Origin of the sequence: Streptomyces sp. BA2 (assembly GCF_009769735.1) — a bacterium.
In the GTDB taxonomy this organism is placed as follows: domain Bacteria; phylum Actinomycetota; class Actinomycetes; order Streptomycetales; family Streptomycetaceae; genus Streptomyces.
Window position 1 is genome coordinate 1,985,229 of record NZ_WSRO01000002.1, and the last position, 19,827, is coordinate 2,005,055.

18 protein-coding genes are annotated in these 19,827 nt (G+C 71.0%); 3 read left to right on the forward strand and 15 right to left on the reverse strand.

All coding sequences use genetic code 11. The features are described from left to right. Positions 1-23: 23 nt before the first annotated feature. Positions 24-827: an NAD(P)H-binding protein gene (locus E5671_RS11510; RefSeq protein WP_160503748.1), complete on the forward strand. Its 804-nt coding sequence runs from the start codon at positions 24-26 to the stop codon at positions 825-827. Between the two features lie 81 nt (positions 828-908). Here the strand turns inward: E5671_RS11510 and E5671_RS11515 are convergent, their stop codons facing one another. The 5 genes from E5671_RS11515 to rpe all read right to left on the reverse strand — a co-directional run bounded on the left by E5671_RS11515 (position 909) and on the right by rpe (position 5,287). Continuing rightward, positions 909-2,351 (reverse strand): GuaB1 family IMP dehydrogenase-related protein, encoded by a 1,443-nt coding sequence (locus E5671_RS11515; RefSeq protein WP_160503749.1) that lies wholly within the window; start codon positions 2,349-2,351, stop codon positions 909-911. A gap of 174 nt (positions 2,352-2,525) precedes the next feature. Continuing rightward, positions 2,526-2,903 carry a barstar family protein gene (locus tag E5671_RS11520; protein WP_160503750.1) on the reverse strand — a complete coding sequence of 126 codons (378 nt, stop codon included), beginning with the start codon at positions 2,901-2,903 and terminating at the stop codon, positions 2,526-2,528. Beyond that, a complete protein-coding gene (locus tag E5671_RS11525; protein ID WP_160503751.1) occupies positions 2,900-3,289 on the reverse strand; it encodes a ribonuclease domain-containing protein in 390 nt (129 codons plus the stop codon). The genes E5671_RS11520 and E5671_RS11525 overlap by 4 nt, the downstream gene beginning before the upstream one ends. Positions 3,290-3,380: 91 nt before the next feature. Further along, positions 3,381-4,379, reverse strand: coding sequence for a sugar-binding transcriptional regulator (locus E5671_RS11530; RefSeq protein WP_160510130.1), 999 nt, complete (start codon positions 4,377-4,379; stop codon positions 3,381-3,383). A gap of 221 nt (positions 4,380-4,600) precedes the next feature. After that, the gene (gene rpe, locus E5671_RS11535; RefSeq protein ID WP_160503752.1) at positions 4,601-5,287 is read right to left on the reverse strand and encodes a ribulose-phosphate 3-epimerase; all 687 of its coding nucleotides are present in this window, start codon (positions 5,285-5,287) and stop codon (positions 4,601-4,603) included. Positions 5,288-5,419: 132 nt separating this feature from the next. On the opposite strand from rpe, the gene E5671_RS11540 reads away from it, so the two are divergent. Further along, the gene (locus tag E5671_RS11540; RefSeq protein WP_160503753.1) at positions 5,420-7,627 is read left to right on the forward strand and encodes an MMPL family transporter; all 2,208 of its coding nucleotides are present in this window, start codon (positions 5,420-5,422) and stop codon (positions 7,625-7,627) included. Here E5671_RS11540 and E5671_RS11545 read toward each other — a convergent pair. Further along, complete coding sequence (locus tag E5671_RS11545) at positions 7,601-9,049, reverse strand: RsmB/NOP family class I SAM-dependent RNA methyltransferase (protein WP_160503754.1); 1,449 nt, start codon at positions 9,047-9,049, stop codon at positions 7,601-7,603. The two genes, E5671_RS11540 and E5671_RS11545, sit on opposite strands and share 27 nt — an antisense overlap. Before the next feature lie 34 nt (positions 9,050-9,083). Continuing rightward, on the reverse strand, positions 9,084-10,028 hold the full coding sequence (gene fmt / locus E5671_RS11550; RefSeq protein ID WP_160503755.1) for a methionyl-tRNA formyltransferase: 945 nt from the start codon (positions 10,026-10,028) through the stop codon (positions 9,084-9,086). A gap of 324 nt (positions 10,029-10,352) precedes the next feature. On the opposite strand from fmt, the gene E5671_RS11555 reads away from it, so the two are divergent. Continuing rightward, entirely contained in the window at positions 10,353-10,901 is a 549-nt protein-coding gene (locus E5671_RS11555; protein WP_160503756.1) for a hypothetical protein, read from the forward strand. 172 nt (positions 10,902-11,073) lie between these two features. Here E5671_RS11555 and E5671_RS11560 read toward each other — a convergent pair whose 3' ends face one another. The 8 genes from E5671_RS11560 to E5671_RS11595 all read right to left on the reverse strand — a co-directional run bounded on the left by E5671_RS11560 (position 11,074) and on the right by E5671_RS11595 (position 19,791). Beyond that, a complete protein-coding gene (locus E5671_RS11560; RefSeq protein WP_160503757.1) occupies positions 11,074-13,221 on the reverse strand; it encodes a primosomal protein N' in 2,148 nt (715 codons plus the stop codon). A gap of 151 nt (positions 13,222-13,372) precedes the next feature. Next, positions 13,373-14,581, reverse strand: coding sequence for a methionine adenosyltransferase (metK, locus tag E5671_RS11565; RefSeq protein WP_160503758.1), 1,209 nt, complete (start codon positions 14,579-14,581; stop codon positions 13,373-13,375). 306 nt (positions 14,582-14,887) lie between these two features. After that, complete coding sequence (gene coaBC, locus E5671_RS11570; protein WP_160503759.1) at positions 14,888-16,117, reverse strand: bifunctional phosphopantothenoylcysteine decarboxylase/phosphopantothenate--cysteine ligase CoaBC; 1,230 nt, start codon at positions 16,115-16,117, stop codon at positions 14,888-14,890. A gap of 127 nt (positions 16,118-16,244) precedes the next feature. After that, a complete protein-coding gene (gene rpoZ, locus E5671_RS11575; protein WP_005319902.1) occupies positions 16,245-16,517 on the reverse strand; it encodes a DNA-directed RNA polymerase subunit omega in 273 nt (90 codons plus the stop codon). A gap of 71 nt (positions 16,518-16,588) precedes the next feature. Beyond that, positions 16,589-17,182: a guanylate kinase gene (gene gmk, locus E5671_RS11580; RefSeq protein WP_160503760.1), complete on the reverse strand. Its 594-nt coding sequence runs from the start codon at positions 17,180-17,182 to the stop codon at positions 16,589-16,591. A 38-nt stretch (positions 17,183-17,220) separates the two neighbouring features. After that, entirely contained in the window at positions 17,221-17,544 is a 324-nt protein-coding gene (locus tag E5671_RS11585; RefSeq protein ID WP_005319887.1) for an integration host factor, read from the reverse strand. A 298-nt stretch (positions 17,545-17,842) separates the two neighbouring features. Next, positions 17,843-18,688, reverse strand: coding sequence for an orotidine-5'-phosphate decarboxylase (pyrF, locus tag E5671_RS11590; RefSeq protein WP_160503761.1), 846 nt, complete (start codon positions 18,686-18,688; stop codon positions 17,843-17,845). Further along, positions 18,685-19,791 carry a quinone-dependent dihydroorotate dehydrogenase gene (locus E5671_RS11595; protein ID WP_160503762.1) on the reverse strand — a complete coding sequence of 369 codons (1,107 nt, stop codon included), beginning with the start codon at positions 19,789-19,791 and terminating at the stop codon, positions 18,685-18,687. Before E5671_RS11595 ends, pyrF begins: the two co-directional genes overlap by 4 nt. Positions 19,792-19,827: the final 36 nt, after the last annotated feature.

A 19,827-nucleotide genomic window follows, 5' to 3' on the forward strand; every position in this document is an offset into this window, starting at 1 on the left:
ACTCACCACGGGGGAACCTTCCCATGCTCATGATCACCGGCGCCACGGGCGCCCTCGGCACGCTCGTCACCGCCCGCCTCGCGGACCGCGACGATGTCGTCATCGGCAGCCGCAGCCCCGCCCCCGGCGGACGCCGCGTCGACTTCGACGATCCGGCGACCCTGGACTTCACCGGCGTCGACACCCTGCTGGTCATCTCCGCGGGCGCCGCCGAGGACGACGTGGTCATCACCCGCCACGAGGCCGTGATCTCCGCGGCCGAGAAGGCGGGCGTCGGCCACCTCGTCTACACCAGCCTCAGCGGCGACGGCGACCACCTGACGTACGCACTCGCCCACCGCTGGACCGAACGCAGACTGCGCGGCTCGTCGCTGGAGTGGACGGTCCTGCGCAACGGCCTGTACGCGGAGTTCCTCGCGGCCGTCGCCGCGCCCGGCCCCGACGGGACCATCGCCGCGCCGCTGGGGACGGGCCGCCTGGCCGCCGTGGCGCGCGAGGACCTGGCCGATGTCGCGGTGCGGGTGGCGACGGATCCGGCCCCGCACTCGGGCCGCACCTACGAGCTGGTAGGTGAACAGGCCCTGGGCGGAGCCGACTTGGCGGCAGCACTGGACGCGACGTACGAACCAGCCACGCTCGCCGCCACCCGCGAGGCGATCACCGCGGCCGGTCAGGCGCTGCCCTTCCAGGTACCGATGCTCCTGAGCACCTACTCGGCGATAGCGGGCGGCTTCCTGGACAGGACGGACGACGGAACACTGCGGTCCTTGCTGGGCAGGGAGCCGCGCCCGGCGATCGAGGCGTACATGGCCTCCGTACGGGGCTAGCGCCCCGAAGGGGCGCGGGGAACTGCGCGACCAGCCACGACGCAGTCGCAGCCGAAGACACAGCTCCCCGCAGAAGAGTCCCTAGCTCCAGCTGGCGTGCAGCGGCTTGCCCTCCGCATAGCCCGCGGCACTCTGCACACCCACGGTGGCCCGCTCGGCGAACTCCTCGAGCGAGCCCGCACCGGCGTACGTGCAGGAGGAACGGACACCCGCGATGATCGAGTCGATCAGGTCCTCCACACCAGGACGCTCCGGGTCGAGGAACATCCGCGAGGTCGAAATACCCTCCTCGAAGAGCGCCTTGCGGGCACGGTCGTACGCCGACTCCTCGCTCGTGCGGTTCCGCACCGCCCGCGCCGACGCCATGCCGAACGACTCCTTGTAGAGGCGGCCGTTGGCGTCCTGCTGCAGGTCGCCCGGGGACTCGTACGTCCCTGCGAACCACGAGCCGATCATCACGTTCGACGCACCGGCGGCCAGCGCCATGGCGACGTCACGGGGGTGACGGACACCGCCGTCGGCCCACACGTGCTTGCCGAACTTCTTGGCCTCGGCGGCGCATTCGAGCACCGCGGAGAACTGCGGGCGGCCGACGCCGGTCATCATGCGCGTGGTGCACATGGCGCCGGGGCCCACACCGACCTTGATGATGTCGGCACCGGCCTCGATCAGGTCCCGTACGCCCTCGGCGGCGACGATGTTGCCCGCGACGATCGGCACCTGCGGGTCGAGCGCGCGCACGGCCTTGACCGCGGCGATCATCGACTCCTGGTGACCGTGCGCGGTGTCCACGACGAGCGTGTCCGCGCCCGCGTCGAGGAGCTGCTTGGCCTTGGCCGCGACATCGCCGTTGATGCCGACGGCGGCGGCGATGCGCAGCTTGCCGTTGGCGTCGAGGGCGGGCGAGTAGAGGGTCGCGCGCAGGGCGCCCGTGCGGGTCAGGATGCCGGCGAGGCGGCCGTCCTTGCCCACGGCGGGGGCGTAGCGACGGTTGGCGTGGTCCAGCTTGTTGAACGCGTCGATCGGGTCGATGTCCGCGTCGAGGAGCACGAGGTCCTTGGACATGACCTCGGAGAGCTGGGTGAAGCGGTCGACGCCGTTCAGGTCCGTGTCGGTGACGACGCCGACCGGCTTCTGGTCGGCGTCCACGACGACGCCCGCGTTGTGCGCGCGCTTGGACAGCAGGGCGAGCGCGTCGGCGACGGTCTGCGTGGGGGCCAGGACGATCGGGGTGTCCAGGACGTGGTGGCGCGTCTTGACCCAGGAGATGACCTCGGTGACGACCTCGATCGGAATGTCCTGCGGGATCACGACGAGGCCACCGCGGCGGGCGACGGTCTCAGCCATGCGGCGTCCGGCGATCGCGGTCATGTTCGCGACGACCAGCGGGATCGTGGTGCCGGTGCCGTCCGGCGACGAGAGGTCCACGCCCTGACGCGATCCGACGGCGGAGCGCCTCGGCACCATGAAGACGTCGTCGTACGTCAGGTCGTACGCAGGCTGGATGTCATTGAGGAAGCGCACGTGCTGCTCATCCCAGTCGTTCAGAGGTGGCCCCCGGACAGTTAGGCCGAGGGAAAAGCACGTACTTCAGTGTCCCATGCCCGGGGTGGTGCGCCGCCTGGGATGATCACCCAGCCGGGCCGGAAGGACCCTGGTCGGATCCTCCAAGCACCGGCCCGGACGGTCACCCTCCGCTCAGGCGCGGGTGCCGAGCGCGAGAACGATCTCCAGGCCGGCCTCGCGCTCCCGGGCGTACTCCACGGCGTCCGCGAACACCTCTTGGGCGACGATCCACTCCTGGGGGGCGGCTTCGGCGTACTCCTGCCAGCCGGTGACGACGAGCAGCCGTCCGGGTGCGGCGGGCGCCCATCCGAGGTCGGTGAGGCAGTCGGCGAGCGCGTCCCAGTTGCGCCCGAACCAGTCGGGCAGTTCCAGGGCGCGGGCGCAGCGTTCCATGAAGGCCGCCTTGTCGCTCACGCCTCTCAGGTCGAGCGAGACGGTGCCCAGTCCGGCGGCGCGGACGGCCTCCAGGACTGCTGTCAGGGGTTCGCGGGCCAGCGGTTCGGGTGTCATCTCAGTACCGCCTTGAAGGACGCGTAGTGGTCGTCCGTGTAGTAGGTCTCGCCGCCGCTCCCGGTGACGATGCGGCGCGCGCCCCGGTCGCGTTCGCCGGGGGTGGGCACGGTGTACTCGCGGTAGTGGCCGCGCCGCTGTTTCGGCAGCTCGCCCTCGAAGTTGCCGAAGACGGAGCCGTCCTTGGCGTACGGGAAGGGCCCGCCGTCATCGATGAGCCGCAACGTCCGCCGAGCCTCGGCGGGCAGCCGGTCGGCCTGGACGGTGGACATGCCGCGGGCCCAGGCGGGGGCGGATGAGCTGCTTCCCGAGGAACACCCCGTGCCGAGGACAGCGAGGCAGACGAGCAACGCACCCAGCACGCGAGGTACAAACCGGAGCACCATAGGCCAGATGCTTCCATAGCCGTCCCCGCACTGCAGCGCCCCAAAGGGGCGCGGGGAACTGCGCGACAAGCCACAGCGCGCCCGCGGAGACTCAGCTACCGTCCGGGTCCGCCCGGTCCAGCGCAGGATGCGGAGTGTGCCCCATGACCATCAGCTGATCAGCCGCAGCCGTGTCCGTGACGAGGCTCGTCACAAGCCCCGACCGCAGCACCGCGTCAATCGCGGCGGCCTTCCGCTGCCCACCGGCGATGGCGACGACCTCAGGAATCCGCCGAAGCCGATCCGCCTCGACAGTGATGCACCGCTCCCCCAGGTCCCGCCCGACCCTGCGCCCCTCGGCATCGAAAAGGTGCGCGGACATCTCAGCCGCGACACCCAGCGAAGCGTAATGCGCACGCTCCTCGTCGCTGAGCATGTCGTGGACGGTGGAGATGCCGGGCTCCCAGGAGCCGATGGAGACGGCGGCGACGGTGACCTTGTCGAAGTACTCAAACGCCCGCGCGATCCCGGTCTGGTTCCGCAGCGCGGCGGCCGTGGCCGGGTCCGGCAGGAGCATCGGCGCGTAGATGGGGTGGGCCTCGCCGCCGGAGACCTGCGCGGCACGCCGCACGGCCTCGACGGAGCCGCGTTCGGCGGTCCCGGCGTCGTACACACCCGTCAGCTGCACGACCGTGCACGGCGGCAGCTGGTCGAGAGCCGCGGCCATGTGGATGGTCGAACGCCCCCACGCGAGGCCGAGGACATCGCCCTCGGTGACCAGCTCGCCGAGCAGATCGGCCGCGACCTCGCCGAGGTTCTCGGGGTCGGGCGACTCTTCGACCTCGTCGGCGGAGGACGGCGACTCGACGACGACCGCGTGCCGCAGGCCGTAGCGGGCGCGCAGCGCGTCCGAGCGCTCCGCGTCCAGCTCGGCGGGCACACGGATCTCGATCCGTACGAGATCACGCTCGAGAGCCGTCTCCAGGACCCTGGCCACCTTGAAGCGGCTGACGCCGAACTCCTCGGCGATCTGGATCTTGGACTTGCCCTCGAGATAGAAGCGGCGGGCCATGGCCGCCGCCTGCACCAGCTCCGCGGGTCCCATCCGCATGGCTGACCGGCCGCCCGTCGACACGACGATCTCCTCACTGTTATTTCAAGCAACTGTCGTTCACGCGTTCACACGCATTGGTGCGGCTTCGCGCGCATGGCCACCGCTTCGCGCGCAAAGCCTCTCGCGCATCGCCGCAGCGCAACCTGGGTTCGCCGTTCATCCTTGCAGATCTGACGTACTTGATCAGCCCCGAAGGACTGCGTTCACGTATCCGTGGCTCAGTGGCCGCATGCCCATGCCGCCGTGGACGTCGCCCCGGCCGCTTGGGTGCGCAGTGCACGTACCGCCTCCGCCGGGTCGTCCGCGCCGTACACCGCGGAGCCGGCCACGAAGACGTCGGCGCCGGCCTCGGCGCAGCGCTCGATGGTCGAGGCCGAGACTCCGCCGTCGACCTGGAGCCAGAGTTCGAGGCCGTGCTTGCTGATCAACTCGCGGGTACGGCGGATCTTCGGGAGCATGATGTCGAGGAACGCCTGGCCGCCGAACCCCGGCTCGACGGTCATGATCAGCAGCATGTCGAGCTCGGAGAGCAGATCCTCGTACGGCTCGATGGGGGTCGCGGGCTTCAGCGCCATGGAGGCGCGGGCTCCCTGGGCGCGGATCTCACGGGCCAGGCGGACGGGAGCCGCGGCCGCCTCCACGTGGAAGGTGACCGATCCGGCGCCCGCTTCGACGTACTGCGGAGCCCAGCGATCGACGTCCTCGATCATCAGATGGCAGTCCAGGGGCGTGTCCGTCGCTCGGGCGAGAGACTCTACGACCGGCACCCCAAGGGTGAGGTTAGGGACGAAGTGGTTGTCCATGACGTCGACATGGAGCCAGTCGGCACCTTCGACCGCCGTTGCCTCCTCGGCAAGACGGGCGAAATCCGCGGACAGGATGCTGGGGTTGATCTGCACGGCCATGCCCCAAGACTGCCATGCCCCGCGCTCGTTGCCCTCCGCGGTCCGTAGCGTGAGCCAACCGGCTCCTTTGACCATGGACCGCGTGCCATGCTGGGCGATCCACCGGGACGACGTGGGGCAGCGGGGGTAGCCATGCCGGACGGACGGTCGGACGCGCGGTCGGACGGACAGCACCAGGCGGGCCGTGGCGTGGCCTGGCTGGTGTGCGGGCGGCGCACCAAGTGGCTTGTGGTGCTGTTCTGGCTGGTGGTGATCGTCGCCGCCGCACCGATCGCGCAGAAGCTCACGGACGCCCAGGACAACCAGGCGTCGTCCTGGCTGCCCGGCTCCGCGGAATCCACCCAAGTCCTGGACATCTCCGAGGAGTTCAGGCCCGAACAGATTCCCGCGATCATCGTGTACGCCCGTGACGGCGGTCTCACCGCCGAGGACCGGGCGCGGATCAGCGAGGACCTCGGCGAGCTCAAGGAGCTGCGGGCCCACGGGGTCCGCGGCGCGGAGACCCGTGGCCCCGTCTTCGACGCGAAGGCCACCTCGGGTGCCGACGCCGCCGAGGCGGCGCAGATCTTCGTACCCATCACCATGGACGAGAAGGGCTGGGAGCGGATCACGCCCGCCGTCGACTCGATGCGTGAGCGCGTGGGCGAGAGTGCGGGTGGGCTCTCGGTGCACGTCACAGGGCCGGGCGGTACGTCGGCGGACTTCTCCGAGGCGTTCGAGGGCATCGACTCGACGCTGCTCCTCTCGGCGGCCGGCGTCGTCATCGTGATCCTCCTGATCACCTACCGCAGTCCGATCCTCCTGCTCGTCCCGCTGCTCGCGGCGATCGTCTCCCTCTTCGCCGCGCAGGCGCTGATCTATCTCCTGGCGGAACACGCGGGCCTGACGGTCAACGGCCAGAGCGCGGGCATCCTGACGGTCCTCGTCTTCGGAGCGGGGACGGACTATGCCCTGCTCCTGGTCGCCCGCTACCGCGAAGAGCTGCGCCGCCACGAGGACCGGCACGAGGCGATGCAGCTGGCCCTGCACCGGGCGGGCCCCGCGGTCATCGCGTCGGGCGCCACGGTCGTGGTCAGCATGCTGGTGCTGCTCACCGCGGACATGAACTCGACGCGTGGCCTCGGCCCCGTGGCCGCCATCGGTGTCGCGGTCGCCCTGCTGGCGATGCTTTCGCTGTTCCCCGCGCTCCTGGTGGTCTGCGGCCGGTGGCTCTTCTGGCCACTGATCCCGCACAACGGCTCCGACGAGCCCACCGAGCGGGGCATCTGGGCCCGCATGGGCCGCCGCATCGCCCACCGCCCGCGCCTGACCTGGGGCATCACGGCGGTGGCGCTCGCGGCCCTGGCGCTCGGCCTGACGCAGCTGCGCGCCGAAGGGCTCAGCAACGCGGACTCGTTCACGGACAAGCCGGACTCGATCGTGGGCCAGGAGGTGCAGGGGAAGTACTTCCCCGCGGGCAGCGGTGACCCACTGGTGATCGTGGCGAACGCGGATCAGGGCGACGAGGTCCGCGGCGCGGTCGCGAAGACGCGGGGCGTGGACCCGGCGAGCATCGCCGTACCGCCGGGGACGAAGGCGGAGTCCGACGGCCGGGTCCTGTTCGAGGCGACCGCGACGGACCCCTCCGACAGCGAGGCGGCCAAGCAGACCGTGGAGCGGGTGCGCGACGCGGTGCACGCCGTGCCCGACGCGGACGCGAAGGTGGGCGGCGGCACGGCGGCCCTCCTGGACATGGACCGCGCGACGGCCCACGACAACAAGCTGGTGATCCCGCTCGTCCTCGTGGTCGTCCTGCTGATCCTCGCCGTGCTGCTGCGCGCCCTGATCGCGCCGTTGCTCCTGATCGCGACGGTGGTCCTCTCCTTCTCCGCCGCGCTCGGCATCAGCGCGCTCGCCTTCCGCCACCTCTTCGACTACGCGGGCGAATCCACGGACTTCCCGCTCTTCGTCTTCGTGTTCCTGGTGGCGCTCGGCATCGACTACAACATCTTCCTGTCGACCCGCATCCGTGAGGAGGCGGGCCGTCAGGGCACCCGTGCGGGCGTCCTGACGGGCCTCGCCGCGACCGGCGCGGTGATCACCTCGGCGGGCCTGGTCCTCGCGGGCACGTTCGCCGCGCTCGGCACGCTCCCGATGGTGGCGTTCGCCGAGATCGGCTTCGCGGTCGCGCTCGGCGTCCTGCTCGACACCTTCGTCGTACGGTCCGTCCTGGTCACGGCGTTGTTCCTGGACGTGGGGCCGAAGGTGTGGTGGCCGCACGCCCTGAGCAAGGATCGGGCGGCCCCTCCCCCACCGGCTCCGGCGAAGGTCTCCTCAGGCGGTCCGCCGGATCAGCGCTAGGTACATCGCGTCCGTGCCGTGCAGATGCGGCCACAGCTGGACGTCCGGACCGTCACCGAGCGCCGGTACGCCCGGCATCAGCGGCCGCGCGTCGATCAGTTCGGCGCCCTCGTGATGCTTGAGCACGTCATCGACGACGGCACGCGTCTCCGCGAGGTGCGGTGAACAGGTGGCGTAACCGACGACGCCCCCGACGCGCACGGACTCCAACGCCGTGCGCAGCAGCCCCCGTTGGAGCGGCGCGAAACCGTCCAGGTCCTCCGGGCGGCGGCGCCAGCGGGCCTCGGGGCGGCGGCGCAGGGCGCCGAGTCCCGTGCAGGGCACGTCCATCAGGACCCGGTCGAAGGTGCCGGGCTGCCACGGCGGCCGGGTGCCGTCGGCGGCGATGACCTCGTACGGGCCCGGGTTGCCCCGCAGGGCCTGCGCGACGAGGCGGGCCCGGTGCGGCTGCTTCTCGGCGGCGAGCAGGGCTGCGCCCCGCTGGGCGGCGAGACCCGCGAGCATGGCGGCCTTGCCGCCTGGCCCCGCGCATCCGTCGAGCCACTTCTCGTCGCGCCCCTCGACCGGGGCGTTCGCGAGTGCGATCGCGACGAGCTGGCTGCCCTCGTCCTGGACCCCGGCACGGCCGTCGCGCACAGCGTCGATCGACCCGGGCTCACCGCCTTCGCTGAGCCGCACGGCGTACGGCGACCAACGCCCCGGCAGCGCGGAGTCCTCGCCCACGACGTCGAGGAGTTCATCGGCGGTGGAGCGGCCGGGGCGGGCCACGAGGGTCACTTCGGGCCGCTCGTTGTCGGCTTCCAGGAGGTCCTCGATGCCCGCACGGCCGCCGCCGAGGGCGTCCCAGAGCGCGGAGACGACCCAGCGCGGGTGCGAGTGGACGACGGCGAGGTGGTCCTCGGCGTCCTCGTCGTAGGAGGGCGCGACCTTCCCCACCCACCCGTCGAGGTCGTCGGCGGCGACCTTGCGGAGCACCGCGTTCACGAACTTGGCCCGCCCGTCGCCGAGTACGACGCGCGCCAGCTCCACGGAGGCGGAGACGGCGGCGTGCGTAGGGATGCGCGTCCCGAGCAGCTGATGCACACCCATGTTCAGCACATCGAGGACCGGCGGGTCGACCTCGCGCAGCGGCCGGTCGATGCAGGCGGCCACGATCGCGTCGTACGTTCCCTGCCTGCGCAGCGTCCCGTACACCAGCTCGGTGGCGAGCGCCGCGTCACGCGCGTCGAAATCGCCCTTGTCGCGGGCCTTGCGCAGCAGCGGCGGCAGGACGAGGTTCGCGTAGGCGTCACGCTCGTCAACGGCCCGCAGCGCCTCGAAGGCGAGGAAACGGACGGGGTCCTTCTTGGGGCGGCGGTGGGGCTTACCGGGCTTGCCGGAGTTGCCCTGCTTCTGGGGCCGCCGGCTGGGCTGGTCGTTCAAAGGTGCTCCGCTAATGGGTGGGGGCCGAACCTGTTCAGCCTACGTCGGTTGCACCGAGCCGCTCACCCGGGGCGATCCGCACCCCGCGCGCCCAGTCGGCGCCGCGCATCGGCTTCTTGCCCTGCGGCTGGACCCAGAGCAGTTCCACGGCGTGCGAGCCGGTGCCGACGTACACGTTGTTCTTGGCGGCGGCTAGCTCGCCGGGTGCGAGGTCGGTGCGGTCCGCGACGGGCGCGGCCTGGATGATCTTCAGCCGCTCCCCACGGAACACGGACCAGGCGCCGGGCGCCGGGGTGCAGCCACGCACGACGCGGTCCACGCGGAGGGCCGGGGTCGCCCAGTCCACCTGGGCGTCCTCGACGGTGATCTTCGGGGCGAGGGTGATGCCGTCGGCGGGCTGCGGTACGGCCTTCAGGGAGCCGTCCTCGATGCCGTCCATGGTGGCGGCGAGCAGCCCGGAGCCGGCGAAGGCGAGGCGGGTGAGCAGGTCACCGCTGGTGTCGGTGGGCCGGACGACCTCGGTGACGGTCCCGTACACCGGACCGGAATCAAGCCCTTGCTCGATCAGGAAGGTGGAGGCACCGGTGATCTCGTCCCCCGCCATGACGGCGTGCTGCACGGGCGCGGCTCCACGCCAAGCGGGCAGCAGCGAGAAGTGCAGGTTGACCCAGCCGTGAGCCGGGACGTCCAGGGCGACCTTGGGCAGCAGCGCGCCATAGGCGACGACCGGGCAGCAGTCGGGCGCGATCTCGCGCAGCCGCGCCAGGAACTCCTCGTCGCGCGGCTTCGCGGGCTTGAGCACCTCGATACCGGCCTCCTCCGCGCGCTGGGCGACGGGGCTCGCGACGAGCCTGCGGCCGCGGCCCGCGGGGGCGTCGGGCCGGGTGACGACGGCGGCCACCTCGTGCCGGCCGGAGGCGATCAGGGCGTCCAGGGCGGGGACGGCGACCTCGGGGGTGCCTGCGAAGACGAGCTTCATCGTTGCCTTTCGGCCTCTCGGGACGGGAACGTAGGGCGAGCGCACCAGTCTATGAGCCGCTCCGTCGGGCCGCTCTCCGCGGGGCCGCCTGTCCCCGGCCGTCACGCCGCGGGTGCCGCTCGCCTTGGGGGCGCCGTCCCGAGCGTCTTTCCCCGCATACGGCTCATCTGGGGGCGTACGCGCGGCCGCGCGCCCTGTGCATATGCGCACACGCCCCTGCACCGTGACCCCACACGAGCTAGCGCGTTGGTCAAGAAAGAGTTGACCACAACGGGCCGCGATGGCGGCCCGATCCTTTTCAACGCCGGTTCGAGAGGCTTGTTCATGGCCGACCACGCAACCCACGACGCCCAGGCACGGGCCAGCCTGCACCTCCTGGTGCGGGACATCGAGCGGGTCCGCCGGCAGGTGGACGCATTGCGTACGCTCACCGCCCAGCTCGGCAACGTCTACCGCCCGCGCCGCTCCAGCCCCTCCGCGGGCTTCGTCGTGTACGGGCGGGCCCCCGCCCCGACCGTCCGCCTCGCCCAAGAACTGCGGGACAGCGTCGAGACGTTGGTGACCGCCGCGGTCGACTTCGACCGCTCGCTGGGCTTCTCGTGGGACGCGGTGGGCTCGGCCCTCGGGGTCACCAAGCAGGCGGTGCACCGCCGTTACGGGGCCCGCCGGGCCACGACACAGGCGGCGGCGGAAGCGGAGCGCGCCACGGAGACGATCCCCGCCCCCACGGCAGCCCGCCCTCCGGTCCCGGTCGGCGCCCCCCTCCCCTCGGTCCCCGCGGCCCGCGCGATGCCGACCCAGCCCACGGCAGGCAGCCCCGCCCTCCGCGAGGACCCCCGCCCCAACGCTTTCCCGGGCCCACGCAACGGCTGACCACGACGACTCGGCGGCTGCCCTACCGGTTTCCCCGGTGCGGGCAGCCGCCGTCGTTGCGAGCGAACGCTCCACACGGACGAATCCCCCGCCCCAACTCGGACACCGGCAGGCAGCGCCCCCGGAGGAGGCACAGCCCACACTCGCCCCGGCCGGAGCACAGCAAGGCGGTCTAGCCGATATCCAGCGGGTCCACCCGAATCCGCACAGGCTCCGCGGCCCCCCGTGCCATCCGCGCGGCCTGCGCCACCTTCAGCGAAGCGGCGAGCGCGGCGCCGCTCCCCGGCGGCACCCTGATCAGCACCCGCTCCCACCGCTCCCCGGCCGGCGCAGCCCCGGCCCGCCGCGTGGGGCCGGGCCCCGCGTCCGGTACGGGAACGGGCCCCAACACCGCCGCGTCCCCCGGCAGTTCGGCCGCCGCGAGAAACCCGGAGAGCGCCTCCGGAGTCCCCGCCACGGAGGCCATCCGCGACACGGGCGGAAACCCCAGCTCGGCCCGCTCGGAAAGCTCCCGCACCGCATGCCCCACGGGGTCCCACCGCACAAGGGCCTGCACGGGCCGCAGGGTCGGCTCGGCGACGACCACGACGGTCCCGCCCGCCCCCTGGGGCCGCACCAGGGCAGAGGCCGCGATCCAGCGCCGCAACGCATCCTCCCCGGCCCGCAGATCGGGCCGCCCCAACATGGCCCATCCGTCCAGCAGCAGGGCAGCGGCATAGCCGCCCTCGGCGACAGGCTCCGCCCCCGGCGTACTCACCACCAGCGCGGGCGTCCCCGCCACGGTGTCCAGAACCTGCTCACGCCCCGACGTCCGCACCGGCACCGCCGGAAACGCCCGCCCCAACTCCTCGGCCGTACGCCGCGCCCCCACGATCTGCGCCCGCAGCCGGAACCCCCCGCACTCCCCGCAGTGCCAGGCACCTTCCTCCACCCCGCACCAGCCGCACCACAGCCCGCCGCCGTCCCGCGCCTCCAGCGGCCCCGCACAGTGCCGGCACCGCGCGGGCTCCCTGCACCGCTCGCAGGCGAGCCGAGGCACATACCCCCGCCGAGGCACCTGCACCAGGACGGGCCCGTGCTTCAGCCCCTCCCGCACCACGTTCCAGGCCAGCGTCGGAAGCCGCGCGGCCCGAGCCGCCTCGTCCCGGGCAAGGTCGCCGTCCCCCACGGTCCGTACGAGCGGCGCGGCCCCCCGTACCTGCTCACGGTCGGCGACCAGCGGCGCCGCCCACCCACTCTCCACCAGCTGCGCGGCCTCAACGGTGCAGCTCCAACTCCCCAGCAGAAAGCCGCACTTGTCCCGCGAGGCGCGAAGTTCGAGCACCTCACGCACATGCGGGAAGGGAGCGTTGTCATCGCTGTGGCCGGCATCGCCGTCGTCCCAGATCACGACGAGCCCGAGATTCCGCACGGGGGCGAACATGGCGGCCCGGGTGCCCACAACGGCCCGCACGGCACCGCGCCGCACAGAAAGCCACTCCCGATACCGCCGTTCCTGCCCCACATCAGCGGTGAGCAGAGCATGCTGCCCCGCCCCCATCAGCTGGGTCAGCGCCGCGTCAACCCGCGCCGCGGGCCGCCCGGCAGGCACGACAACGAGGGCGCCCCGCCCCGAAGCGAGCGTCGCCTGCACGGCCCTGGCGATCTCCTCGGCCCACTCGGGCCCGGGAAGGGCGGTCCACACGGCCCGAGGCGCACCCCCGGAAGCCAGCGCCCCCAGAAACTCGGCCCCATGCCCATACCGCCGCCAGGTCCCCACGTCAGGCGCGGCAGGAGCAGCCGGAGCCTCCCCCGCTGCCCGTGCCTCGGCCCGAGCATGCCGAGGCGGAACCGCCAGCTGCAACACATCGGCAAGGCTGCCCGCATACCGATCAGCCACAGCGCGCGCCAACCCGAGCAACTCACCGTCGAGCACGGGCTCAGGCGAAACGACCTGCGCGAGGGCGGCCAGCGGCCCGGAGTAGTCGGTCTCCGCAACGCGCTCCACAAGGAACCCGTCGATCAACCCCCCGCCCTCACGCCGCCCACCCCGAACGTTCCGCGCCCCGGCCCCGAACCGCACCCGAACCCGCACCCCGGGCTGAGCCTGCTCGTCCAACTCCTCGGGCACCGCGTAATCGAAGTACCGATCAAGATGCAGCACGCCCTTGTCCACCAGCACCCGAGCCACCGGCAGACTCTTCGCCAACGCGGCCCCCCGCCACGTCCGCGGCTTGGCCCGCGGCACCCCGGCCTTACGCACCGCTTCCCGAATGAGCGCAAGCTGCTCGGGAGGCTCGGCCCCGCCGCCCCCCTCAGATTTCTGATCCTCGCTGCTCACAGCAGCATTCCTACCAGACCCCACTGACACGGCCACGAGCCCGATATCCACCACCGCACGACGAAGCCCGGCACCCCCACCAGGGGCACCGGGCTTCGTCAGAACTCGCCGAGCTCGCCGAGCGAGGGAGCCTTACAGCTCCTACAGCTCCTTACAGCCCCGCAGCCTTCCGCAACGCCTCAACCCGGTCCGTCCGCTCCCACGTGAAGTCGGGGATCGCCCGGCCGAAGTGGCCGTATGCGGCGGTCTGGGCGTAGATCGGGCGCAGCAGGTCCAGGTCGCGGATGATCGCGGCCGGGCGCAGGTCGAAGACCTCGGCGATGGCCGCCTCGATCTTGTCGGTGTCGACCGTGGCCGTACCGAACGTCTCCACGAACAGGCCCACCGGCTCGGCCTTGCCGATCGCGTACGCGACCTGGACCTCGCAGCGGGCGGCGAGGCCCGCGGCGACGACGTTCTTGGCGACCCAGCGCATCGCGTAGGCGGCACTGCGGTCGACCTTGGACGGGTCCTTGCCGGAGAAGGCGCCGCCGCCGTGGCGGGCCATGCCGCCGTACGTGTCGATGATGATCTTGCGGCCGGTGAGGCCGGCGTCGCCCATCGGGCCGCCGATCTCGAAGCGCCCGGTCGGGTTCACCAGGAGACGGTAGCCGTCGGTGTCGAGCTTGATGCCGTCGTCGAGGAGCGCCTTCAGCTCGGCCTCGACCACGAACTCCCGGATGTCGGGGGCCAGGAGCGAGTCCAGGTCGATGTCCGAGGCGTGCTGCGAGGAGACCACGACGGTGTCGAGGCGGACGGCCTTGTCGCCGTCGTACTCGATGGTGACCTGGGTCTTGCCGTCGGGGCGCAGGTACGGGATGGTCCCGTTCTTGCGGACCTCGGACAGGCGGCGCGAGAGACGGTGCGCGAGGTGGATCGGGAGCGGCATCAGCTCCGGCGTCTCGTCGCAGGCGTAGCCGAACATCAGGCCCTGGTCGCCCGCACCCTGCTTGTCGAGCTCGTCCTCATCGCCCTCGACCCGCTTCTCGTACGCCGTGTCGACGCCCTGCGCGATGTCGGGGGACTGCGAGCCGATGGACACCGAGACGCCGCAGGAGGCGCCGTCGAAGCCCTTCTTCGAGGAGTCGTAACCGATCTCGAGGATCTTGTCGCGCACCAGCTGCGCGATCGGCGCGTACGCCTTGGTCGTCACCTCTCCGGCCACGTGCACCAGGCCGGTGGTGATCAACGTCTCCACGGCGACCCGGGATTTCGGGTCCTCCCGCAGAAGTGCGTCGAGAATGGTGTCGCTGATCTGGTCAGCGATCTTGTCGGGGTGACCCTCGGTCACAGACTCCGAGGTGAAGAGACGGCGGGACACATCGCTCCCTGTGGTTGCAGCGGCTGCTGGCTGATCATTGGTGGACGGGCCGGGAGCTGCGCCCGGCGTCGTCCGAGACCAGTTTATCGGTCGCACTCGGCCGCCGGACCACGTGTCTCGCCACTTGGGAGCGCTGTGACCTGCGGCACTGCATTGTGCGGTACGACGATCGGTCTCCACCAGAGGGCCTCACGCCCGAATTTCCCGGGTTTGAGGCGCCCAGTGGGACGAATGTGGCATTCGAGCCCAGGTTTCCAGCCCTGTTCTGCTGTGGCCAGGGCAGAGGGTTTCTTCTGGGGGTCACCCCTATTTTTTCAGGAATTCTTCGCCAGGCGTTGCCAGGCGTTCCACCACGAGATCCCAGACCGTGTCCGCGAGCACTTCCTTCGGACCGTACGGCACCGCGGTCTCGCTGCCGTCCGCGCCGAGCACGACCGCCTCGTTCTCCTCGGAGCCGAACGTCTTGCGCTCGCCCACTTCGTTGACGACGAGCAGGTCACAGCCCTTGCGCTCCAGTTTGGCGCGGCCGTTGGCGAGCACGTCGTCCGTCTCGGCGGCGAAGCCGACGACGATCTGGCCGGGGCGCGGCCGGTCTCCGGCGATCTCGGCGAGGATGTCGGGGTTGCGGACGAGGGCGATCGGGGGCTGCTCCTGGCCGTCCCTCTTCTTGATCTTTCCGGTCGCGTACGTCTCGGGGCGGAAATCGGCCACGGCCGCCGCCATCACCACGGCGTCGGCATCCGCGGACGCCTTCAGGACCGCCTCACGGAGCTGGACGGCCGTGCCGACGGGCACGACGTCGACTCCCGCGGGTTCCGGAAGGGCCGCGTTCGCCGACACGAGCGTGACGCGGGCGCCCCGCGCGGCCGCGCTGCGGGCCAGCGCGTACCCCTGCTTGCCGGAGGAACGGTTGCCCAGGAAGCGGACGGGGTCGAGCGGCTCGCGCGTCCCGCCCGCGCTGACGACGACGTGCCGCCCCGCGAGGTCGCGGGCCAGGTCGCCGCGCGCCAGGACACGGCGTACGACCTCGAAGAGCTCCACCGGGTCGGGGAAGCGGCCCTTGCCCGTGTCCACGCCCGTGAGGCGGCCGACGGCGGGCTCGATGACCAGGGCGCCGCGGCGGCGCAGCGTGGCGACGTTCTCCTGCGTGGCCGGGTGCTCCCACATCTCCGTGTGCATGGCGGGCGCGAAGATCACCGGACAGCGGGCGGTGAGGAGCGTGTTCGTCAGGAGGTCGTCGGCGAGGCCGTGGGCCGCCTTGGCCATCATGTCGGCCGTCGCGGGGGCGACGATCACGACGTCCGCGGCCTGGCCGATCCGTACGTGGGGCACCTCGTGGACGGAGTCCCACACCTCGGTCGAGACCGGGTTGCCGGACAGCGCCGACCAGGTCGCGGCGCCCACGAAGTGCAGCGCGGACTCGGTCGGTACGACGCGTACGTCATGGCCCGACTCGGTCAGCCGCCGCAGCAGCTCACAGGCCTTGTACGCGGCGATTCCGCCGCTGACCCCCAGAACGACCTTGGGCTTGCCCACCGTGCCTCCCCGCACTTGTCTTCCCCGCACCGGGGAACGTACGACTCCATGACACACCACAGGCCCGGCAGTCGCGCTGCCGGGCCTGTGGTGAAGAACTGCAAGTGAAGAACCGCAAGTAAAGAAACTACTGAGCCGGGCCCTCGATGGCCTCGGACGTCAGCAGACCCGCGTTGATCTCGCGGAGCGCGATCGAGAGCGGCTTCTCGTGGACGTGCGTGTCCACCAGCGGGCCGACGTACTCCAGCAGGCCCTCACCGAGCTGCGAGTAGTACGCGTTGATCTGGCGCGCGCGCTTGGCGGCGTAGATCACGAGGCTGTACTTCGAGTCGGTCGCTTCGAGGAGCTCATCAATCGGCGGGTTGATGATGCCCTCGGGCGCAGTGATGGAAGAGGACACTCTCTGCCTTCCGATGGGGATTGACCTTCGAATGGAAATTGAAGATCAATCCGGGTTACTGAGGATGAAGATCAAACAACTTTCATCAAGGCTAGCAGCTCACGCGCTACATCCTCGACGGAGGTATTGACCAGGGTCGTATCGAACTCGGCCTCCGCGGCGAGTTCGATCTTCGCCGCGGCGAGCCTGCGCTCGATCACCTCGGGCGCCTCGGTCCCCCGGCCGGTGAGCCGGCGGACCAGCTCCTCCCAGCTCGGCGGGGCGAGGAAGACCAGCTGCGCCTCGGACATCGACTCGCGGACCAGGCGCGCGCCCTGCAGATCGATCTCCAGGAGGACGGGCTCGCCCGCCTCCAGGCGCTGAAGGACGGCGCCCCGCGGCGTGCCGTAGCGGTTGCCCGCGAACTCGGCCCACTCCAGGAGCTCGCCGTTGGCGATCAGCTTGTCCATCTCTTCGTCGGAGACGAAGAAGTAGTGGACTCCGTCCTTCTCGCCGGGGCGCGGCTTCCGAGTGGTGGCCGAGACCGAGAGCCAGACCTCGGGGTGTTCTTTGCGCATATGAGCGACGACCGTGCTCTTGCCGACCCCTGAGGGGCCGGAGAGCACGGTCAGCCGCGGACGTACGTCCGGGGGCACGGGGGTCGTCCCCCGGGATGTTGCAGCCATGCAGCGATTATCCAGGTTCTCAGGAGTGCCTGAGAACGTCAGGCAGCGCCACCACCGAACTCACGCTCCAAGGAGGCGATCTGGTTGGAGCCGAGACCGCGCACACGGCGGCTTTCGGAGATGCCAAGACGCTCCATGATCTGCTTGGCGCGGACCTTGCCCACGCCGGGCAGGGACTCCAGGAGAGCGGAGACCTTCATCTTGCCGATGACATCGTTCTCCTGTCCCTGCTTGATGACCTCATGAAGAGAGGCGCCGGAGTGCTTGAGTCGATTCTTGACCTCGGCCCGCTCCCGGCGAGCCGCGGCGGCCTTTTCGAGCGCGGCTGCGCGCTGTTCAGGGGTAAGGGGCGGAAGAGCCACGCCTACGTCACCTCGGATGTCGAACTGTCGGATACGGACCGGTGAGGAACCTAGTCGCCCCACACCTGGTGAGCAACGTGCAACGCGCTTGCCCGTTCGCTCTCGTCGGAGACTAGCGGGCATGGCCGCCGGAGTCAGCGAGAACAGACGAAAAGTCCTGGTCAGCCTCTGCCGAGGTGTGCATTTCGGGCATTTCACCCCGGATTTGGCCCGGTGAGTCATCAGCGAAACGTAAGGACGTGGCCGGACACGACCTTCGAAGGCGGAAAAACACCCTCAGGACGGTCTCAGGACAACCTCAGGCCGAGCCGACGGCCTCACGGATCTCGTCCGCGAAGCGGCTCGCGGCGACGCGCAGACCCACCACGTCGGGACCGTGACGCAGAACACCCCGGCTGACGCTCGGCACGACATTGCGCACGGCGTCTCCGAAGACCCCCGGCAGATCCGCCGGAGTGGCACCCTGCGCCCCGATGCCGGGGGCGAGCAGCGGACCGTTGACGGCGAGGTCGTACGAGGACAGGTCCCCCAGCGTGGCCCCTACGACGGCACCGAAGGACCCCAGGGGCTCCGCACCCGCGTTCTCCGCCGCCAGGTGCCCGAGCATCGTCGCGCCGATCGTGCGGCCGTCCTCGCGCACCGCGTGCTGCACCTCGGCGCCCTCGGGGTTGGAGGTGAGGGCGAGCACGAAGAGCCCGGTGCCGTTCTCGCGCGCGAGGTCGACGGCCGGCTTCAGCGAGCCGTAGCCGAGGTAGGGCGAGACCGTGAGGGCGTCGCTGAACAGCGGCGAGTCCTTGTGCAGGAAGGTCTCGGCGTACGCGGCCATCGTCGAGCCGATGTCGCCGCGCTTGGCGTCCATGACCACCAGGGCCCCGGCCGCGCGCAGCTCCTGGACCGCCTTCTCCAGTACGGCGATGCCGCGCGAGCCGAAGCGCTCGAAGAACGCGCTCTGCGGCTTGAAGACCGCCACCGTGCCCGCCAGCGCCTCGACGACCGTCGCGGTGAAGCGCTCCAGGCCCGCGATGTCGTCGTTCAGGCCCCAGGCGGACAGCAGGGACGCGTGCGGGTCGATGCCGACGCACAGGGGCCCGCGCTCGTCCATGGCGTGGCGCAGGCGCGTGCCGAAGGGTTCAAGAGCACTCATGCGGGCTTCCTTACGTCGGCGCCGACGGCCTCGGCGAGGGTGGCGTACGAGCTCGTCCGAAGGCGGGCGGCGAGCCCCTTGTGGATCGCGCGGGCCCAGAAGGGCCCTTCGTAGATGAAGGCGCTGTAGCCCTGCACCAGGGTGGCGCCCGCGAGGATCCGCTGCCAGGCGTCCTCTGCGGTCTCGATGCCACCGACGCCCACGAGGGTGATGCGGTCGCCCACGCGCGCGTAGAGGCGGCGCAGGACCTCCAGGGAACGCTCCTTGAGGGGGGCTCCTGACAGACCGCCGGTCTCTCCGTAGAGCGAAGGTTCGGATTGCAAACCGAGGCTCTCGCGCGCGATGGTCGTGTTCGTGGCGATGATGCCGTCGAGGCCGAGCTCGACGGCCAGGTCGGCGACCGCGTCGATGTCCTCGTCCGCCAGGTCGGGGGCGATCTTCACGAGGAGCGGCACGCGCCGCCCGGCGACGCTCCGGTCGGCCGCCTCGCGTACGGCGGTGAGCAGCGGCCGCAGCGACTCCGTCGCCTGGAGGTTGCGCAGGCCGGGGGTGTTCGGGGACGACACGTTCACCACGAGGTAGTCGGCGTGGGCGGCGAGCCGCTCGGTCGACTTCACGTAGTCGGCGGCGGCCTCCTCCTCGGGGACGACCTTGGTCTTGCCGATGTTGACGCCCACGACCGTCCTGAAGACGGCCTTGCGGGCCCCCAGGCGCTCGGCCACGGCCGCCGAGCCGTCGTTGTTGAAGCCCATGCGGTTGATCAGCGCCCGGTCCTCGACGAGGCGGAAGAGCCGCTTCTTGGGGTTGCCGGGCTGCGGCTCCCCCGTGACGGTGCCGATCTCGATGTGGTCGAAGCCCAGCATCGACATGCCGTCGATCGCGACGGCGTTCTTGTCGAAGCCCGCGGCGAGACCGAAGGGACCGTGCATCCGCAGCCCGAGGGCCTCGGTGCGCAGCTCCTTGTGGCGCGGCGCGAGGACGGCCGCGATGAACGTGCGCAGCACGGGGACGCGGGCCGCGAGCCGGATCCAGCGGAAGGCCATGTAGTGGGCCTGCTCCGGGTCCATGCGCTTGAAGACGAGGTTGAAGAAGAATTTGTACATGTACGTGTCCTCAGCAGAAGGGGGACACCGGATCGG

What these genes read in the sequence shown, in the direction of transcription:
- E5671_RS11510 (WP_160503748.1), top strand. Translation starts at nt 24, where the DNA reads ATGCTCATGATCACCGGCGCCACGGGCGCCCTCGGCACGCTCGTCACC.
- E5671_RS11520 (WP_160503750.1), bottom strand. Translation starts at nt 2,903, where the DNA reads ATGACACCCGAACCGCTGGCCCGCGAACCCCTGACAGCAGTCCTGGAG.
- E5671_RS11525 (WP_160503751.1), bottom strand. Translation starts at nt 3,289, where the DNA reads ATGGTGCTCCGGTTTGTACCTCGCGTGCTGGGTGCGTTGCTCGTCTGC.
- E5671_RS11530 (WP_160510130.1), bottom strand. Translation starts at nt 4,379, where the DNA reads ATGCGGATGGGACCCGCGGAGCTGGTGCAGGCGGCGGCCATGGCCCGC.
- rpe (WP_160503752.1), bottom strand. Translation starts at nt 5,287, where the DNA reads ATGGCCGTGCAGATCAACCCCAGCATCCTGTCCGCGGATTTCGCCCGT.
- E5671_RS11540 (WP_160503753.1), top strand. Translation starts at nt 5,420, where the DNA reads ATGCCGGACGGACGGTCGGACGCGCGGTCGGACGGACAGCACCAGGCG.
- fmt (WP_160503755.1), bottom strand. Translation starts at nt 10,028, where the DNA reads ATGAAGCTCGTCTTCGCAGGCACCCCCGAGGTCGCCGTCCCCGCCCTG.
- E5671_RS11555 (WP_160503756.1), top strand. Translation starts at nt 10,353, where the DNA reads ATGGCCGACCACGCAACCCACGACGCCCAGGCACGGGCCAGCCTGCAC.
- gmk (WP_160503760.1), bottom strand. Translation starts at nt 17,182, where the DNA reads ATGGCTGCAACATCCCGGGGGACGACCCCCGTGCCCCCGGACGTACGT.
- pyrF (WP_160503761.1), bottom strand. Translation starts at nt 18,688, where the DNA reads ATGAGTGCTCTTGAACCCTTCGGCACGCGCCTGCGCCACGCCATGGAC.
- E5671_RS11595 (WP_160503762.1), bottom strand. Translation starts at nt 19,791, where the DNA reads ATGTACAAATTCTTCTTCAACCTCGTCTTCAAGCGCATGGACCCGGAG.